Consider the following 16,884-nt stretch of genomic DNA (forward strand, 5'->3'; position numbering starts at 1 on the left):
TGCCGGGGGCCGGGCCGGGTCGGGCCGCGCCCGGCATTCGGTGGTCGGATCGTGGGTCGGGCCGGGTGGCGGTGGCTGGATCGGGGGTCGAAGAGGGCTCCGGTGGGGCTGTACCGGCTGCCGCTATGGTCATGTCCATGCCTCGTCGTGACCTCCCGCCCCCGCCGCCGCCCGCGCACCTGCGCGAGTGGCTGGACGAGGGCGCCGTACGGGCCGACCGGGCGCGGTTCCTGGCGGACCTGGGCCGGCGCAACCTGGGCCTGGGGCGGCTGCTGCTGCTCTGGGCCGTCGCCGCGCTGTTCGTGATCGGCTGGACCTTCGTCGGCATGGCCGTCACCGCCTTCGAATCCGGCGACCCGCTCTCGTGCTTCTTCGGGTTCGTCTTCGGCCTGATCGGGTTGGGCGTGCTGGTACCGGCCGCTTCCTGGTTCGTCCGCGGCGTCCGGCAGGAACGGCAGCTCAGCCGACTGCTGTGCGCCTGGCTCGAAGCCGGGCGGGACCCCGCCGCCACCGGGAGCGGGCTGCGCGCGCCCGGGCGGAGCCTGGTGTGGCTGACCGGCTCGCTCGCCCTGGGCGCCACCGGGCTCCGGGTGGCCTTCGCGGCCGCGTCCGAGGTGCGGCCGGGGGAGCACGCGTACGGCGAGGTCGCCTACTTCATGGGGCTCGGCATGATCCTGTGGATCACCGGCCTGCTGGGGCTGGCCAGGGCGGGCGTGCACCACCGCCGGTTGGCTTGCTCCGGCCGCCCCGTACGGGCCGCCCGACCGCCCGTGCCGGTGCTCCGGGACACGGCGTACTGACGGAACCCGGCGGGGCCGGGGCTCCGCGTCAGGCCCCCGACGCCTGGGCGGGGGAGCCGATCAGCATGGAGGGCGCTCCCGCGACCCGCGTCAGGAACACCGTCGCGGAGTTCGGCCCCTGCGGCTTCACCTTCCTGCGGAGCTCCTCCGGCTCGATGGCCGACCCGCGCTTCTTCACGGTCAGGATGCCGACCTCGCGCTCGCGCAGCAGGGCCTTCAGCTTCTTCAGGCCGAACGGCAGGACGTCGGTGATCTCGTACGCGGTCGCGTACGGCGTCGGGCGCAGCTCGTCGGCGGTGACGTAGGCGATGGTCGGGTCGATGAGCCGGCCGTCGAGCTCCTCGGCCACCTCGGCGACCAGGTGGGCGCGGATCACGGCCCCGTCCGGCTCGTAGAGCCAGCGGCCGACCGGACCGGCCTCCGGGTCGGGCAGCGGGTCGGTGGTGCGCAGCAGCCGCGGGCCGGGCAGCAGGGTGGCGCGGACGGTGCCGGGAGCGGTCCCGAACCACAGCACGGCCTCCTTGACGTCCCCGTGGTCGGAGATCCACTCCGCCTCGGCCTCCTCCGGCACCGCCTCGTGCGGGATGCCGGGGGCGACCTTGAGGGCCGCGTACTTCGCCGCACGGGCCGTCGCCACGGCCCACGACAGCGGCGGCGAGTACGACTCCGGGTCGAAGACGCGGCCGCGGCCACCGCGGCGCGCCGGGTCGATGAAGACGGCGTCGTACCCGGACACGTCCACGTCCGTCACGTCCGCCTCCCGGACCTCGATCAGGTCCGCCAGGCCCAGCGCCTCGGCGTTGGCCCGGGCGACGGCCACCGTCAGCGGGTCGACGTCCACCGCCAGCACCCGGATCCCGAGCCGGGCCAGGGCGAGGGCGTCCCCGCCGATGCCGCAGCAGAGGTCCGCGACGCTCCGTACGCCGAGCTCCGCGAGCCGGCCCGCGCGGTACGAGGCCACCGGTGCGCGGGTGGCCATCTCGCCGCCGCCGGGCGTGAAGTACATCCGGAACGCGTCCTCGGCCCCGAACTTCGCCACCGCCCGTTGCCGCAACCTGGCCTGCCCCAGCGCCGCCGACACCAGGGGCGCGGGGTGCTCGCGGCGCAGCCGCGTGGCGAGGGCCAGCTCCTGGGCGGGGTCGTGGTCGCGGAGCGAGTCGAGGAGCGCGTGGCCCTCGGAGGTGAGGAGCGCGGCGAAGTCTTCGGGGGTCACCGCTCCATTGTGGGCCAGTCGGTGGAAGGGCGGAGTCCGGCCGTGGTGTCGGCCGGGGCGGGCGGTTGTGCGATGTAAAGATCCGCAGCTATGCAGCTAGTACGACAAAAGGGAAAGACCGCGCACATGGGTCACCGGTCCGCGGCACGTCCGCGCGGCCGGTACGGGGTGGCCGTGGCCGCGCTGCTGGTGGCCGCCCTCGGAACGGGATGCGGCGCCGGGGAGCAGGAGACGCCGGCCAAGACCAAGCCCGCCAAGGGTGCCGAGGCGGGGCCCGGAGCGGCGGGCGCCGCCGGCAACGTCGCCGACCGGCTCAAGGCCGCCCAACAGGCCCGGGTCGCCGCCGCGAAGCGGTGGGGCCTGGCCAAGCCGCCCCTCGTCGCCCCGCCGGGGCCCAAGGAGAAGCCGGAGATCACCACCCGCGACGGCTTCGAGGTCGAGGACCAGGAGGAACTCCCGCCCGTCTTCACGACGATCCCGACGGAGGACAAGGTCGTCTTCCTGACGGTCGACGACGGCGCGGAGAAGGACCCCGAGTTCATCAAGATGATGAAGGAGCTGAAGATCCCGTACACGGCGTTCCTCAGCGACTACATCGTCCGCGACGACTACCCCTACTTCAAGGAGATGCAGGCCGCCGGCGTCACCTTGAACAACCACACCCTCAACCACCGCTACATGCCCGCGCTGTCGTACGAGAAGCAGCGCCAGGAGATCTGCGGCCAGCAGGACACGATCCAGAAGCAGTTCGGCAAGCGGCCCACGCTCTTCCGCCCGCCGTACGGCAACTACAACCAGGACACGCTCATGGCGGCGAAGTCCTGCGGCATCAAGGCCGTTCCGCTGTGGAACGCCGAGGCCTTCCCGAACCGGATGGACTACCGGGAGTGGGACCGTGACCTGCACCCCGGCGACATCATCCTGACCCACTTCCGGGGACGGGAGGACTGGAAGGGCACGATGCCTGACATGATCCGTCATGCCATGAAGACCATCACGGACAAGGGGTACGCCGTGGCCCGCCTGGAGGACTACCTGTGATGTACGCGCGCCGGCTGCTGGCCGGGACGCTGACGGCCGGCGCGCTCGCGCTTTCCCTGTCGGGCTGCGGGAACAGCGTGGATCCCATCGAACGGCTCGGCCGCAAGGCCACGCAGGACGGGGCGACCCCCACGGCCTCCCCGTCCGTCGGGGCCTCCGCCTCCCCCTCCTCGGCCACGCGTTCCCCGGACGAGGCGTACCGCAAGTGGGGGCTGACCGCCCCCGTCCAGTACGCCCCTAAGCCGGACCGCAAGCCCCAACTCCCGAAGGCCGCCCCGGGCAAGGCGGCGGTCGTGGACCGAATACCCGTCGCGCCGCAGGACAAGGTCGTGTTCCTGACCTTCGACGACGGCGCGGAGAAGGACCCCGAATTCCTGAAGATGGCAGCCGAACTCAAGCTGCCGATCAGCATGTTCCTCACCGACAACGTGGCCTCCGCGGACTACGGACACTTCGAGAAGCTCCGCGACAACGGCTCCGGCAGCACGGTGAACAACCACACCCTGACGCACCCGAACCTCCGGACCCTGCCCTACGCGGCGCAGAAGAAGGAGATATGCGGCCAGCAGGACCGCCTGCAGCAGCGCTTCGGCCAACGCCCGCCGCTGTTCCGCCCGCCGTTCGGCAACTACAACGACGACACCCTCAGGGCCGCTGCCGAGTGCGGTATTTCCTCGGTCGTCCTGTGGCGCGCGTCGATGCAGATCAACAACTTCCAGTACGCCGAGGGCTCCGCCCTCCACCCGGGCGACATAGTCCTGGCCCACTTCCGCGGCCCGTCGGAACTCAAGGGCGCGACGGAAACCCAGATGACGACGCGCATGCTCCGCAGCATCCAGGAACAGGGCTACCGCATAGGGCGGTTGGAGGACTGGCTGTAGGGGGGCGGGGTCGGGGGTGGGGGGGCTTTGGTGGGGCGGGGTTGTCCTGTTGGTGGGGTCGGGGGGTGGGCGGGATGTCCTTGGTCCGGATCAGGGTTGGTTTGGTGGTTTCCCGCCGGTCTCATCGTCTCTCCGTGCCGTACCGGTCCCTCAAGGGCGCTCCTCCTTCGTCGTCGCGTCGCTTCGCGATGGCCTTCGGCCACCCTTGACCGACCGGCACGTCCCGGAAAGCCGAAGACCGCCGGGAACCCCCCAAAAGAACGGTCACGGGGGACGGATGAGCAGGAGCGGGTCCGTCAGTGACGAGACGAGGGACCGGGGGTCGGCCCATCGGGCATACGGGCACGTCACAGCACCTCTCCACACCCGACAGACGGCCAAGGGGCCCCTACTGGCTCGCCAGGACGACGTAGTCGACCTCAGGGCACGCCAGGCGGCTGAGAATTGTCTGAACCGTAGGCCCTTTTCACGCCTCATTGCCTGCGATTCTCCCGTGGTTGGTCAACGGCGGGCTGGATGTTGTGGATCGCCGTGGTGAACTCACGGCCGGATGCGGCGCGGATGTAGGCCAACTCCATCCAGTGATCATTCAAGGGCGAGTCCGAGACGTTCTCGTTGACCACGGCCATCAATTCCCCCTCGGTGCCGGAGGCCACGTCGCGCACCCGCTGCCGCAGAAGTCGATGCGGTAGGTACTCGTAGCGCTCACTCATCGGGTGCTTTTTCGAAGGTGTCGAGGAAGCGCTCCCAGCCGACCAGCGCGCGGTCGAGTAGTTCCGCACTGGGTTCGATCGGCGCAGCGACGTCCTCGGTTTCGATGGCGATAACGATCGGGCGCATACGCACTCTCCTCAGCCACGAGGATGCCTCTCAGACAACCTCTCTAGAGATGTATTCATTGCAGCTGATGCAACCCTGCGCCGTCAAGGCATGTCTAGAGATCTCACCGGTTGGGGCGTGATTCTGCTAAATGCAGCGACCGACCTTTGGCCCTAGGGTGTCTAGAGAGGAGAGGGAGTGATCGGTTTGATGACGGGCCAGCCGAAGTACCAGCGGATCGCTGATGCGTTGAGGGCGGCCATCCAGTCGGGGGAGTACGGGCCGGGGGACCGGCTGCCGGGTGAGAACGACCTGATGGCTGCGTACGACGTCGCTCGGATGACCGCACGGCAGGCTCTCGGTGTGCTTCAGAACGAAGGGCTCGCCGAGGCGCGGAAGGGTGCGGGCGTCTTCGTCCGAGCGTTCAGACCGCTACGACGACGAGGTATTCAACGGCTGGCGCAGGAGCAGTGGGGCTCGGGCCGATCCATCTGGTCCACCGACACCGAAGATCGCGACCTGGTCGTCGACCAGATCGAGGTGCGGGAGGAAGAGGCCGACAGCCGCATCGCCGACGCTCTCGGTGTTTCTTCCGGCTCCCGGGTCTGGACCCGTGGTCGCCGCTTCGTGCTCGATGGCAAGCCGGTGCTCTTCGCGAAGTCGTACCTGCCGTCCGACGTGGTCGCCGACTCCGCCATCACTCAGGTCGACACCGGCCCCGGCGGGACCTACGCGAGGTTGGCCGAGCTGGGGCATCGCCCCGCTCACTTCCGCGAAGAGATCCGTTCTCGTATGCCTTCAGCCGATGAGGCCGAGCGACTGTCGCTCGCCATGGGCACACCCGTCATCCAGATCGTCCGCACCGCGTTCACCGAGGACGGGCATGCCGTCGAGGTCAACGAGATGACCTTGGACTCCGCGTCATACGTGCTGGAGTACGACTTCGACGCCTAGGAGCCACCTCGGACCCGTCCCCGCACGGCGGCAAGCAAACCTGCTTCTTCAAGCCCAGACGGCTCGCAGACGCCGAACCGGGCGAAGAACCCACGAACCCGGTGCTTATGGCCCGTCTGACGTGCCCTGAGGTCGATTTCCTCGTCCTGACGGGCAGGTAGAGCCCGTGCCCGCGCCCCTGGCCCGGCCGCAGGCCCTCCGGCGTGCCCGCATGCCCTGTCGGGCAGCACCCGTCCCCTCGCCTCGTCACTGAGGGACCCGTCCCTGTTCATCTCTGACCCGTGACCGTTCTTTTGGGGGGTTCCCGTCGGTCTTCGGCTTTCCGTGGCGGGTCGGTCGGTCAAGGGTGGCCGAAGGCCATCGCGAAGCGACGCGACGACGAAGGAGGAGCGCCCTTGAGGGACCGGCCCGCCACGGGGAGACGATGAGACCGGCGGGAAACCACCAAACCCTCCCTGACACGGACCGAGTGCATCCCGCCCACCCCCGACCCGCTCCCGCCTAGACCCCTGCCCCCGCCCCCGCCCCCGCCCCCACCATCGGGGTGATCGTCGTTTCCGCCGGGTCGTGGGTGTCCGCTTCGCGTTGGCGTTCCGCGCTGTCGCTGATGCGGAGCAGGAGGGCGATCATGATCCAGTTGGCCAGTAGGGACGAGCCGCCCTTCGCGAGGAAGGGCAGGGCCTTGCCCGTCAGGGGGATGAGGCCCGTGACGCCGCCGGCGACCACGAACACCTGGAGCGCCAGCGCGGCGGCGAGGCCGACCGCCAGGAGCTTGCCGAACGGGTCCCGCGCGGCCAGTGCCATCCGTAGCCCGCGTTGCACGAGGAGCGCGTAGAGGAGGATGACGGCCATGACCCCGGCCAGGCCGAGTTCCTCGCCCACCGTCGTCAGGATGAAGTCGCTGCGCCCCGCGAAGGCGATCAGCTCGGGGTGGCCCTGCCCGAGGCCGGTGCCCGAGATGCCGCCCGTGCCGAAGCTGAACAGGGCCTGGGCGGACTGGTCCGAGGTGATGCCGGGCGGTCGGTTCTCCCAGTAGAACGAGAGCGGGTTCAGCCAGGCGGCCACGCGGGCCTTGACGTGGGGCTCGGTCGAGCCGACGACGAAGGCGCCCACGGAGGCCATGAGCAGGCCGCACACGATCCAGCTGGTGCGCTCGGTGGCGACGTACAGCATGACGACGAAGACGCCGAAGAAGATCAGCGAGGTGCCCAGGTCGCGCTCGAAGACCAGGACCAGCATCGACACGATCCACACGGTGACGATCGGGCCGAGCTGGCGCATCGGGGGTAGCCGCATGCCGAGGAACTTCCGTCCGGTCAGCGCGAGCGAATCGCGGTGGACGACCAGGTAGCCCGCGAAGAAGACCGCGATCATGATCTTCACGAACTCGCCGGGCTGGAGCGAGAAGCCGAACAGCTTGATCCACCGCTTCGCGCCGTACGTGTCCGCGCCGAAGAACGCCGGCGCGATCAGCAGCACCAGCGAGCCGGCCATCGTGATGTAGATGAACCGCTGGAGCAGCCGGTGGTCGCGCAGCAGCGCCACGACGAGGAGGCAGGCGGCGACGCCGACCACCGTCCACATCAGCTGACCGGGCGCGTTCGCGTCCGAGTTGTACCGCTCGATGTACCCCTGGTCGAGCCGGTGGATCAGTACGAGCCCGAGCCCCGTCAGCAGCATGGCCAGCGGGAAGATCAGGGGGTCCGCGTACGCCGCGAACCGTCGGATGCCCAGATGCCCCACGAGCGACAGCAGGCTCATGCTGATGACGAAGCTGGGCAGGTGCTGCGGCAGCTCGCCGTTCATAGCGAGGCCGGCGCTCACGTGGCCGAAGACGGCGATGCCGACGACGAGGACGAGCAGCAGTGCTTCGGTGCGCCGGCGGGGACCCGCCGACGTGCGGGGCCTCAGTCCACGCACGGGATGCCGCCGCCGTCGATGCTGCCCTTCTGCGGCCGGGAATCCTGCCGCCCCGAATCCTGCGGCCCCGAATCCTGCGTCGGCGGTGACGCGGGGGGTGAGGGCGAGGACGAGGGCGGGGACGGGGGCGAGGACGGGGATGAGGACGAAGCGCCCGGCGCACTGGGGGTCGCAGTGGTCTGAGGACCGATCTGCTCGGCTATGAGGCGCTTTATCTTCATATCATCTACGACGTTGATGTCCTCCCCATGGTTCCTTCCGAACCCTTCGATGGGAAGTGTCGTGAATTGCACTTTGCCCCCGGACAGGTTCTTCGCCTGCCTCACGAACGACAGCAGGTCCCACCCGGAGTCCGTCACGACGTCCTTCTTCGCCGTGTCGATCAGTTTGACCAGCTTCACCGGATCCGTGAAGGTGCCCGCCGAGTTCAGTTTCTGCGTGGCGCCCGCGAGGAAGGCCTGCTGCCGCTTCGTCCGGTCGAGGTCGCCCATCTCCAGGCCGTGCCGTTGGCGTACGAAGGCCAGTGACTGCCGGCCGTCGAGCTGCTGCCGGCCCGCCGGGAAGTCCGCTCCCGACCAGCGGTCCTTCACCGGCTTGTTCAGGCACACCGGGACCCCGCCGAGGGCGTCCGCGAGGTGGTAGAACCCAGCCAGGTTCAGCTCCGCGAAGTGATCGACCGGGACGCCCAGGAAGTTCCGTACGGTGTCGATCTGCGCCCGGCGCCCCGCCTCCCGGCCCTCCTGCTCCAGTTGCCGCCGGTCCTTGACGCCCTGCGCCGACAGCTGGTCCTCCTTGGCGGCCTTGGCCAGCCCGTACGCCTTCTTGATCTTGTCCTTGCCGTGGCCGGGTATCGCGACGAAGTCGTCGCGCGGGATCGAGAAGGCCTTCGCCCGGCTGCCGTCCGCGGGTACGTGCAGCAGGATCATGGTGTTCGCGTTGTAGCCGCCGATGTCGGAGCTGCCGGCGTGCAGCTTGTCGAGCACTTCGTCCGGCAGCGGGTCGCCGTTCTGGTCGCGGCGGCTGTCCAGTCCCATGAGCAGGACGTTCACGTCGCCGTGCGCCGACTTCTCGGCGCCCTCCAGGGCCTTGGAGCTGCCGATGCTCGACACCAGGTCCCGGTAGACGTACCAGGCGGTGCCGCCCGCCACCGCCGTCAGCACGCAGCCGGTGATCAGCAGCGTGCGGCCGATCCGGCGTCGCGAGGGCCGGCGGCGGCTGGTCTTCCTCCGTTGCGCGCTCATGCCCACCGATGCTGGGGCACACCCGCTGAAGGAATCCTGAGGGCCGGGGCAGCCGGGACCGGCAACGGCTGCCGGCACCGGCGATCCGCTACCGGGATCGCCTGCCCCCTCCGGCGATCCGCTACCGGGATCGCCCGTCCCCACCGGCTCCGGGGACGCGCAGGCGGAGTCGGGCGCCGCCGTCCCGGGCGGGGAGGGCGCGTACGTCGCCCCCGTGCGCCCGGGCGATCTCCCGGGCGATGGCCAGGCCCAGCCCGGTTCCGCCGCCGGCCCGGCCGCGATCCGCGTCCAGTCGTACGAACCGTTCGAACACCCGGGCCCGGTCCGCGTCCGGGATCCCCGGACCGTCGTCCACGACCTCCAGCTCCGCCCAGTCGCCGCACGCCCGCGCCCGGACGACGACGCCGCCGGCGGCGTGGCGCAGGGCGTTGTCCACCAGGTTGGCCAGGGCCCGTTCCAGTCGGGCCGGATCCCCGTACGCCGCCACGGGCGTGTCCGCCTCCAGCCGCAGCGGCACCCGGGGCGCGGGCCGGCGGGCCGCGTCCTCGGCGGCCAACAGCGCGAGGTCGACGGGTTCGGGGCGCGGCGCCGGGCCGCCGTCGAGGCGGGCGAGCAGCAGCAGGTCGGCCGCGATCCGTTGGAGCCGTTCGGTGTCGGCCAGCGCGGCGGCCACCGAGGCCCGGTCGGGCCGCTCCATGGCCAGGGCCACCTCCAGCCGGGAGCGGACGGCGGCGAGCGGGTTGCGCAGTTCGTGGGAGGCGTCGGCGGTGAACTGCCGCTGCCGCGCGTCGGAGCGTTCCAGCCGGTCGAGGGTGTCGTTGACGGTCCGGGCCAGCCGCGCGATCTCGTCCGCGCCGCCGGGGTCGGGCACCCGCCGGTCCAGCTCGCTCGCGGTGACGGAGGCCAGCCCGCCACGGATCGCGGTGACGGGGCGCAGGGCGTGGCCGGTGACCCACCAGGCCAGGGCGGCGGCGAAGGCGATGAGCGGGGGAGCGCCGGCGAGCAGGCCGGCGGCGATGGCGCGGGTGGCGTCGTCGACGTCGCCCAGCACGGTCATCGCGTACACGGCGTACGGCGCGTGCTCCCCGGAGCCCCCGACGCCCCCGGAGGCCCCGGCACCCCCGACGTCCCCGGCATCCCCGGCACCCCCGGCACCCCCACCCCTCCCGGCGCCCCCGCCCCCCGGGGTCGCGACCACCACCACCGCGCGGCGTTGGCCGTCGGGGTGGGCGGGGGGCAGGACCGTCGAGCGGGAGTCGTCGCCGGGGCCGGGGCGGGGGAGCAGCGCGCCGAAGTCCGGGGCGTCCTCGGGGTCCCCGCTGGACGCGACCGTCCGGCCGGCCGCGTCCCGTACGAGGACCAGGTCGACCCCGCCCTCGGGCGCGGGCAGCCGCCCGCCGGGGGACGGGTCCCGGGAGTCGAACCGGGCGGCGGCCTTCCGGGCGGCGAGTTCGGTGCGCCCGGTGGTGTTGTCGAGGAGGTTGGCGCGCAGCACGGCGTGCAGCCAAAGGCCGCCGACGGCCAGGACGGCGGTCATGGCGAGGGCGGCGGCCACGGCGGTGCGGGCCCGGAGGCTGCTAACCACCGTCGGGCGCCATCCGGTAGCCGGTGCCGTGGACGGTGAGGATGGAGCGGCGGCCGAAGGGCGCGTCGATCTTCCTGCGCAGGGAGGAGACGTACACCTCCACGATGTTCGGGTCGATGGCGTGCGGGGCGTCCCAGACCTCGTCGAGGATGTCCTGCTTGGCGACGGCCCGGCCCGGCCTTTCCATCAGGCAGGCGAGGACGCCCAGCTCGCGGGTGGTGAGTTCGATGTCCCGCGTGCCGCGGCGGCAGCGCCGGTCCTGCGGGTCGAGGACGAGGTCCCCGACCCGGAGCACGGTGGGCTCGGGGGCGGCGGCCCGCCGGGCGAGGGCCCGCAGGCGGGCGCCGAGCACGACGAAGGAGAACGGTTTGGTGAGGTAGTCGTCGGCGCCCGCGTCGAGGCCGTCGGCCTCGTCGCGTTCCCCGTCCCGGGCGGTCAGCATCAGGACGGGGGTCGGGTCGCCGTGGGCGCGCATCCGGGTGCAGATCTCGTGGCCGTCGAGGCCCGGGAGCATCAGGTCCAGGACCACCGCGTCGTAGGGTCCGCCGGTGCGGGCCAGTTCGAGGCCGCGGTGTCCGTCGTGGGCCACCTCGACGCGGTGACCGTCCGCGGACAGGCCCTGCCGTAGGGATTCGGCCAGGTTCTCTTCGTCTTCGACCACCAGGATGCGCACCGCTCAAGCGTCACATACCGGGCGGGAACGCCCTTCAGGTCGTGGCCGGCCCGGCCGCGGCGGGAGTGCCCGCCCCCGCCCGGGAGGCGCGGACGGTGCGCGCGATGGAGGTGACGTTCCAGACGGCGACGGCGAGGCAGAGCAGCCCGGTGGCGCCCGGCAGGGCCCAGGCCCGGCGCTCGGCGGAGACGGCCCCGGTGGCGTCCGGTCCGCTGACGACGGTCGCGACGGGGACGGTCGGCGGGGTGTCGAAGGTGGTGTCCACGGAGACCCGGGCGAGGGAGAAGGAGCCGTCCCGGGCGGTGAAGGTGCCGCTGCACATCACGCTGTCGGCGTCGCGGCGGGACTCGTACGGGGTGCAGGACACGGCGCGGAAGGAACCCTCGATGCCGGTCAGCTGCGTCGTCATCCGGGGGATGACGAAGTGGAGGAGGATCACCGCTCCGGCGATGGAGATGGCGGTCGAGTACAGACGTCCGAAGCCGATGCCGCCCGCCGTGCGGCGCCGCCCTGCCCCCGTTGAGGTGTTCATGATCGGGATCATAGGGGTCGCCGACCTGCGGGGACACGGAAAAAATCGGGCCGCGCCACCCCGTCGGAACGCCTGTGACCAGGGCCCAACACGCCCTCCGGGCGGCCTGATCCGTACGGCTCGGCCGGCGCGTGTTGGCACTCCGCTTGACCGAGTGCTAATCGCCGGAATAGTGTCGCACCTGGCACTCGCCCCTGGTGAGTGCCAACACAGCGACAGGCTGGTCCGGCACCCGCGACGACGGATCGACCTGGTCGCCACCTCAGACAGTTAACCCCGGATCTCCGAAGGGGGAGGTCGGATCGTGACGACCACCAGCTCCAAGGTTGCCATCAAGCCGCTCGAGGACCGCATTGTGGTCCAGCCGCTCGACGCCGAGCAGACCACGGCCTCTGGCCTGGTCATTCCGGACACCGCGAAGGAGAAGCCCCAGGAGGGCGTCGTCCTTGCCGTCGGTCCCGGTCGCTTCGAGGACGGCAACCGTCTTCCGCTCGACGTCACCGTCGGCGACGTCGTCCTGTACTCCAAGTACGGCGGCACCGAAGTGAAGTACAACGGCGAGGAGTACCTCGTCCTCTCGGCCCGCGACGTGCTCGCGATCGTCGAGAAGTAATCACTTCTCCAGTTTTGCTGTGAGCTACGCCCCTGGTCACCCTGCTGATGCCGGGCGGCGAGGGGCGTAGTTCGTTTCCATGCGGTCGCGGTGAGCGGCCGAGGATCGCAACGAGAGGGCGGAACCGCTCCCATGCCGAAGATTCTGAAGTTTGACGAGGACGCCCGTCGCGCCCTCGAGCGCGGCGTCAACAAGCTTGCCGACACGGTCAAGGTGACGATCGGTCCCAAGGGCCGCAACGTCGTCATCGACAAGAAGTTCGGCGCGCCGACCATCACCAACGACGGTGTCACCATCGCTCGCGAGGTCGAGCTGGACGACCCGTACGAGAACCTGGGCGCGCAGCTCGTGAAGGAGGTGGCGACCAAGACCAACGACATCGCGGGTGACGGCACCACCACCGCCACCGTGCTGGCCCAGGCACTGGTCCGCGAGGGTCTGCGCAACGTCGCCGCGGGTGCTTCCCCGGCCGCCCTGAAGAAGGGCATCGACGCCGCGGTCAAGGCCGTGTCCGAGGAGCTCCTCGCGACCGCCCGCCCGATCGAGGACAAGTCCGACATCGCCGCCGTCGCCGCGCTCTCCGCGCAGGACTCGCAGGTCGGCGAGCTCATCGCCGAGGCGATGGACAAGGTCGGCAAGGACGGTGTCATCACCGTCGAGGAGTCCAACGCCTTCGGCCTGGAGCTCGAATTCACCGAGGGCATGGCCTTCGACAAGGGCTACCTGTCGCCGTACATGGTGTCCGACCAGGAGCGTATGGAGGCCATCCTCGATGACCCGTACATCCTGATCCACCAGGGCAAGATCTCCTCGATCCAGGACCTGCTGCCGCTGCTGGAGAAGGTCATCCAGGCCGGCGCCTCCAAGCCGCTGCTGATCATCGCCGAGGACGTCGAGGGCGAGGCGCTCTCCACCCTCGTCGTCAACAAGATCCGTGGCACCTTCAACGCGGTCGCCGTCAAGGCCCCCGGCTTCGGTGACCGCCGCAAGGCCATGCTCCAGGACATCGCCACCCTCACCGGTGCGACCGTCATCGCCGAGGAGGTCGGCCTCAAGCTCGACCAGGCCGGTCTGGACATCCTGGGCTCCGCGCGCCGCGTGACCGTCTCCAAGGACGACACGACCATCGTCGACGGTGGTGGCAACTCCGCCGACGTCGCGGGCCGCGTCAACCAGATCAAGGCCGAGATCGAGTCCACCGACTCGGACTGGGACCGCGAGAAGCTGCAGGAGCGCCTGGCGAAGCTCGCCGGTGGCGTCTGCGTCATCAAGGTCGGCGCCGCCACCGAGGTGGAGCTCAAGGAGAAGAAGCACCGCCTTGAGGACGCCATCTCGGCGACCCGTGCCGCGGTCGAGGAGGGCATCGTCTCCGGCGGTGGCTCCGCGCTCGTCCACGCCGTCAAGGTCCTGGATGGCAACCTCGGCCTGACCGGCGACGAGGGCACCGGCGTCTCGGTCGTGCGTCGCGCCGCCGTCGAGCCGCTGCGCTGGATCGCCGAGAACGCCGGCCTCGAGGGCTACGTCATCACCTCGAAGGTCGCCGAGCTCGACAAGGGCCAGGGCTTCAACGCCGCCACCGGCGAGTACGGCGACCTGGTCAAGGCCGGCGTCATCGACCCGGTCAAGGTCACCCGTTCCGCGCTGGAGAACGCCGCTTCCATCGCCTCGCTGCTGCTCACGACCGAGACCCTGGTCGTCGAGAAGCCGGCCGAGGAAGAGGGCGACGCCGGTCACGGCCACGGTCACGGCCACAGCCACTGATCGCACGCACCACGCCGAGAAGGCCCCGTCCCGCAGTCGCGGGACGGGGCCTTCCCCGTGATGCGGCCTCAGGACCCGTACGGGGTACCGGATCCACCCATCTGCCGTTGCAGGGCTCCGGGGTTGTAGTGCCACCAGCCCTCGACGATCTCCCCGCCCGTGCACCGGAACGTGGTGCTCCCCGACATCTCGTACGTCCTGCCGGTCGGGGCGACCCCCATGAACGGGCCCTTGTCGTGGGTGCCGCGCCAGTTCCACACCGTCGTGACCAGATCGCCCTCGGCGAGCCGGGCCATCGGCTCGAAGGTCATGTCGAAGGCGCCGCGCCAGGTCTCGATGTCCGCGCGCATGCCCTCCCGTCCGATGACGGTGGACTCCTCCTTGCTGATGTCGTGGTCGATGTAGTTCGCCGCGAAGCACTCGTCGAGGACGCCCATGTCCCCGCCCATGATGGCTTCCTGGAACACCCGCTCCACGAGCTGCTTGTTGAGGTGCTGGTCGCGGACCACGTCGAGGTTCATGAACTTCGGCATGCCCTCGCACAGGGCCACCATCTCCTGGAACATCCGCTCGGTCTCGGGGAGGTGGGAGTTCGCCATGGCCTCCTCGTACGAGGCGAACTCCACCATGTCCACGTAGTGGTTCCGCGCCTCGCGGTCCTGGCCGAGCATCGCGCGCGTCGCGGTGCGCCTGCCGCTGCTCTGCTCCGCCCAGCGGTCGATCAGCGCGTTCATCTCGGCGAACCGTCGGGTCTCGTAATCGATCACCTGTACGAATGTCATCGTGTCGCCTCCCAGGCCGGATCGGGACACGTCCAGTTTAGGGAGATTTCACCCGTTTGGCCGGTTTGTGAACGGGCTGAACGGGTTACTGCGGCCCGTACTTGCGGCCCGTGCGGGACGACACGCCGCCGAGGAGTCCGCGAGGCGTCAGCTTCACCACGCCCATCAGCGCCTTGTACCGCGGGTCCGGGATCGACACGGTCCTGCCGCGGGCCAGGTCGGCCAGCGCCGCCGCCACCAGCTTGTCGGCGTCCAGCCACAGCCAGCTCGGGATGTTGTCCGTGCCCATGCCGGCCCGCTCGTGGAACTCGGTCCGCACGAAGCCCGGGCACAGGGCCATCAGCCGCACGCCGGAACCCGCGAGGTCCTTGGCCGCGCCCTGTGTGAACTGCACGACCCAGGCCTTGCTGGCGCCGTAGGTGCCGCGCGGGACGAAGGCCGCCACGGAGGCCACGTTGATGACGCCGCCGCGACCGCGCGAGCGCATCGACGCGGTGGCCGCCGAGGTCAGCCGCAGCACCGCCTCGATGTGCACCTTGATCATGGTCAGCTCGTCGGCCATGGACACTTCGAGGTAGCGGCCCTTGTTGCCGAAGCCGGCGTTGTTGACCAGCAGGTCCACCGGGTGCGTACGGTCCTCCAGGCGGGTCTCGACGGCCGTGATGCCCTCCTCGGTGGAGAGGTCCGCGGCCAGCACCTCGGCCTCGATGCCGTGCCGGTCGTGCAGTTCGGTGGCCTGCTCGGCCAGCCTCTTGGTGTCGCGCGCCACCAGCACGAGGTTGTGGCCCTGGGCGGCGAGCCGGCGGGCGAAGGCGGCGCCGATGCCCGCCGTGGATCCCGTAATCAACGCAGTCGTCATAGGCGCAACCTAGCCGCCCGGGTCAGGGGGTGTCCCGTGGGGCGGGGCCGGTGTTCGGGCCGTCCCGCGATCCGCTACCGACCGTGCCCGCGCGGGGTGGATGCGGCCACGCCCGCCCCGGCGAGCTCAAAGCGCGACCCCGGTAAGCGCGTTGCAGTCAAAGTCGGGCTTATGCTCAAGGGGTGATAGAGGCACGTCATCTCCGGGTCCTGCGCGCCGTCGCCGGGACCGGCTCCTTCTCCGCCGCCGCGCGCGAGCTCGGCTGCACCCAGCCCGCCGTCTCCCAGCAGATGAAGGCCCTCGAACAGTCGGCGGGCACCCCGCTGCTGATCCGCACGGGCCGCGAGATGCGCCTGACGCAGGCGGGCGAGGCCCTGGTGCGGCACGCCGCCGGAATCCTTGCCGGGCTGACAGCGGCCGAGGAGGAGGTCGCGGCCATCGCCGGCCTGCGCGCGGGACGGGTCCGGCTCGTGTCCTTCCCCAGCGGCAGCTCCACGCTGGTGCCGACCGCGCTCGCGGCCATGCGCGCCGCGCACCCGGGCACCCGGATCTCCCTGGTCGAGGCCGAACCCCCGAGGTCGGTCGAGATGCTGCGCGAGGGCGACTGCGACCTGGCGCTGGCCTTCCGCTACGGCGGGGCGTCCGGTTCCGCGTCCGAGTGGGAGGACCTCGTGGTCACGCCGCTGCTCACCGACCGCCTCGTCGGACTGGTCCCGGAAGGGCACCGGCTGGCGGGCGCCGAACGGGTGGGCATGGCGGAGCTGGCGGACGAGCCCTGGATCGCGGGCTGCCCGCGCTGCCGCCGCCACCTCGTCGAGGTGTGCGAGGGCGTCGGCTTCACCCCGCGGATCGACTTCGCCACCGACGACTACCCGGCCGTGGTCGGCCTGGTCGGCGCCGGGCTCGGCGTGGCGGTGCTGCCGGAACTGGCGGTCGAGTCCGTACGGGCCAAGGGCGTCAGCACCCTGGCCGTGGAGCCGGCCGTCGAGCGGGAGGTCGTGGCCCTGACGCTGCCGGACCTGGCGCGGGTACCGGCCGTCGCGGCGACCCTGGGCGAGCTGGCGCGGGCCGCCACGCGCTGACCGTACGGCGGTACGGCCGGACGCGTGGCGCCCCGGGCCCCGTCACCCGCCGGACCCCGGGCAACCCGGGGGGCGGCGGGTAGTCCGGGACGCCGCAACCCTAGTTGGGGTGGGTAGGGGGGGGGGTC

17 protein-coding genes are annotated in these 16,884 nt (G+C 71.0%); 7 read left to right on the forward strand and 10 right to left on the reverse strand.

Features of this window, described 5'->3' with window-relative positions; genetic code table 11:
• Positions 1-137 precede the first annotated feature (137 nt).
• Positions 138-800 carry a hypothetical protein gene (locus ACFVS6_RS17345; protein WP_389704616.1) on the forward strand — a complete coding sequence of 221 codons (663 nt, stop codon included), beginning with the start codon at positions 138-140 and terminating at the stop codon, positions 798-800.
• 28 nt (positions 801-828) lie between these two features.
• Here the strand turns inward: ACFVS6_RS17345 and ACFVS6_RS17350 are convergent, their stop codons facing one another.
• Positions 829-2,031 carry a methyltransferase domain-containing protein gene (locus ACFVS6_RS17350; RefSeq protein WP_389704711.1) on the reverse strand — a complete coding sequence of 401 codons (1,203 nt, stop codon included), beginning with the start codon at positions 2,029-2,031 and terminating at the stop codon, positions 829-831.
• Between the two features lie 72 nt (positions 2,032-2,103).
• Here ACFVS6_RS17350 and ACFVS6_RS17355 point away from each other — a divergent pair, with 72 nt between their 5' ends.
• Positions 2,104-3,054, forward strand: coding sequence for a polysaccharide deacetylase family protein (locus tag ACFVS6_RS17355; protein ID WP_389704618.1), 951 nt, complete (start codon positions 2,104-2,106; stop codon positions 3,052-3,054).
• Positions 3,054-3,935, forward strand: coding sequence for a polysaccharide deacetylase family protein (locus ACFVS6_RS17360; protein WP_389704620.1), 882 nt, complete (start codon positions 3,054-3,056; stop codon positions 3,933-3,935). Before ACFVS6_RS17355 ends, ACFVS6_RS17360 begins: the two co-directional genes overlap by 1 nt.
• A gap of 473 nt (positions 3,936-4,408) precedes the next feature.
• Here the strand turns inward: ACFVS6_RS17360 and ACFVS6_RS17365 are convergent, their stop codons facing one another.
• On the reverse strand, positions 4,409-4,648 hold the full coding sequence (locus tag ACFVS6_RS17365; protein ID WP_389704622.1) for a hypothetical protein: 240 nt from the start codon (positions 4,646-4,648) through the stop codon (positions 4,409-4,411).
• Positions 4,641-4,775, reverse strand: coding sequence for a hypothetical protein (locus tag ACFVS6_RS17370; protein WP_389704624.1), 135 nt, complete (start codon positions 4,773-4,775; stop codon positions 4,641-4,643). The genes ACFVS6_RS17365 and ACFVS6_RS17370 overlap by 8 nt, the downstream gene beginning before the upstream one ends.
• Positions 4,776-4,964: 189 nt before the next feature.
• Between ACFVS6_RS17370 and ACFVS6_RS17375 the strand changes: the two genes are divergently transcribed.
• The gene (locus ACFVS6_RS17375) at positions 4,965-5,708 is read left to right on the forward strand and encodes a GntR family transcriptional regulator (protein ID WP_389704713.1); all 744 of its coding nucleotides are present in this window, start codon (positions 4,965-4,967) and stop codon (positions 5,706-5,708) included.
• A gap of 501 nt (positions 5,709-6,209) precedes the next feature.
• On the opposite strand, the gene ACFVS6_RS17380 is transcribed toward ACFVS6_RS17375, so the two are convergent.
• The 5 genes from ACFVS6_RS17380 to ACFVS6_RS17400 all read right to left on the reverse strand — a co-directional run bounded on the left by ACFVS6_RS17380 (position 6,210) and on the right by ACFVS6_RS17400 (position 11,659).
• Positions 6,210-7,628 (reverse strand): FtsW/RodA/SpoVE family cell cycle protein, encoded by a 1,419-nt coding sequence (locus tag ACFVS6_RS17380; protein WP_389704625.1) that lies wholly within the window; start codon positions 7,626-7,628, stop codon positions 6,210-6,212.
• The gene (locus ACFVS6_RS17385) at positions 7,616-8,869 is read right to left on the reverse strand and encodes an LCP family protein (RefSeq protein ID WP_389704627.1); all 1,254 of its coding nucleotides are present in this window, start codon (positions 8,867-8,869) and stop codon (positions 7,616-7,618) included. The genes ACFVS6_RS17380 and ACFVS6_RS17385 overlap by 13 nt, the downstream gene beginning before the upstream one ends.
• A 121-nt stretch (positions 8,870-8,990) precedes the next feature.
• The gene (locus ACFVS6_RS17390; RefSeq protein ID WP_389704628.1) at positions 8,991-10,454 is read right to left on the reverse strand and encodes a sensor histidine kinase; all 1,464 of its coding nucleotides are present in this window, start codon (positions 10,452-10,454) and stop codon (positions 8,991-8,993) included.
• Positions 10,447-11,127 (reverse strand): response regulator transcription factor, encoded by a 681-nt coding sequence (locus ACFVS6_RS17395; RefSeq protein WP_389704630.1) that lies wholly within the window; start codon positions 11,125-11,127, stop codon positions 10,447-10,449. Before ACFVS6_RS17395 ends, ACFVS6_RS17390 begins: the two co-directional genes overlap by 8 nt.
• A 34-nt stretch (positions 11,128-11,161) precedes the next feature.
• Positions 11,162-11,659 carry a hypothetical protein gene (locus ACFVS6_RS17400; protein WP_389704632.1) on the reverse strand — a complete coding sequence of 166 codons (498 nt, stop codon included), beginning with the start codon at positions 11,657-11,659 and terminating at the stop codon, positions 11,162-11,164.
• A gap of 304 nt (positions 11,660-11,963) precedes the next feature.
• Between ACFVS6_RS17400 and groES the strand changes: the two genes are divergently transcribed.
• Together groES and groL are read left to right on the forward strand one after the other, a co-directional pair.
• Positions 11,964-12,272 carry a co-chaperone GroES gene (groES, locus tag ACFVS6_RS17405; protein ID WP_055418319.1) on the forward strand — a complete coding sequence of 103 codons (309 nt, stop codon included), beginning with the start codon at positions 11,964-11,966 and terminating at the stop codon, positions 12,270-12,272.
• A 132-nt stretch (positions 12,273-12,404) separates the two neighbouring features.
• Positions 12,405-14,033, forward strand: coding sequence for a chaperonin GroEL (gene groL / locus ACFVS6_RS17410; protein WP_389704634.1), 1,629 nt, complete (start codon positions 12,405-12,407; stop codon positions 14,031-14,033).
• A 68-nt stretch (positions 14,034-14,101) separates the two neighbouring features.
• On the opposite strand, the gene ACFVS6_RS17415 is transcribed toward groL, so the two are convergent.
• Both ACFVS6_RS17415 and ACFVS6_RS17420 read right to left on the reverse strand, forming a co-directional pair.
• Positions 14,102-14,815, reverse strand: coding sequence for an ester cyclase (locus ACFVS6_RS17415; protein WP_389704636.1), 714 nt, complete (start codon positions 14,813-14,815; stop codon positions 14,102-14,104).
• Between the two features lie 85 nt (positions 14,816-14,900).
• A complete protein-coding gene (locus ACFVS6_RS17420) occupies positions 14,901-15,674 on the reverse strand; it encodes an SDR family NAD(P)-dependent oxidoreductase (RefSeq protein ID WP_389704638.1) in 774 nt (257 codons plus the stop codon).
• Between the two features lie 182 nt (positions 15,675-15,856).
• On the opposite strand from ACFVS6_RS17420, the gene ACFVS6_RS17425 reads away from it, so the two are divergent.
• Positions 15,857-16,756 (forward strand): LysR family transcriptional regulator, encoded by a 900-nt coding sequence (locus ACFVS6_RS17425; protein WP_389704640.1) that lies wholly within the window; start codon positions 15,857-15,859, stop codon positions 16,754-16,756.
• Positions 16,757-16,884 lie beyond the last annotated feature (128 nt).

The organism is Streptomyces sp. NPDC057939, from assembly GCF_042887545.1.
Lineage (GTDB): Bacteria > Actinomycetota > Actinomycetes > Streptomycetales > Streptomycetaceae > Streptomyces.

Coding starts and splice junctions, on each gene's coding strand:
- groL (WP_389704634.1), top strand. CDS start 12,405: ATGCCGAAGATTCTGAAGTTTGACGAGGACGCCCGTCGCGCCCTCGAG.
- ACFVS6_RS17400 (WP_389704632.1), bottom strand. CDS start 11,659: ATGAACACCTCAACGGGGGCAGGGCGGCGCCGCACGGCGGGCGGCATC.
- ACFVS6_RS17365 (WP_389704622.1), bottom strand. CDS start 4,648: ATGAGTGAGCGCTACGAGTACCTACCGCATCGACTTCTGCGGCAGCGG.
- ACFVS6_RS17345 (WP_389704616.1), top strand. CDS start 138: ATGCCTCGTCGTGACCTCCCGCCCCCGCCGCCGCCCGCGCACCTGCGC.
- ACFVS6_RS17370 (WP_389704624.1), bottom strand. CDS start 4,775: ATGCGCCCGATCGTTATCGCCATCGAAACCGAGGACGTCGCTGCGCCG.
- ACFVS6_RS17360 (WP_389704620.1), top strand. CDS start 3,054: ATGTACGCGCGCCGGCTGCTGGCCGGGACGCTGACGGCCGGCGCGCTC.
- ACFVS6_RS17385 (WP_389704627.1), bottom strand. CDS start 8,869: ATGAGCGCGCAACGGAGGAAGACCAGCCGCCGCCGGCCCTCGCGACGC.
- ACFVS6_RS17355 (WP_389704618.1), top strand. CDS start 2,104: ATGCAGCTAGTACGACAAAAGGGAAAGACCGCGCACATGGGTCACCGG.
- ACFVS6_RS17375 (WP_389704713.1), top strand. CDS start 4,965: ATGACGGGCCAGCCGAAGTACCAGCGGATCGCTGATGCGTTGAGGGCG.
- ACFVS6_RS17415 (WP_389704636.1), bottom strand. CDS start 14,815: ATGACATTCGTACAGGTGATCGATTACGAGACCCGACGGTTCGCCGAG.
- ACFVS6_RS17420 (WP_389704638.1), bottom strand. CDS start 15,674: ATGACGACTGCGTTGATTACGGGATCCACGGCGGGCATCGGCGCCGCC.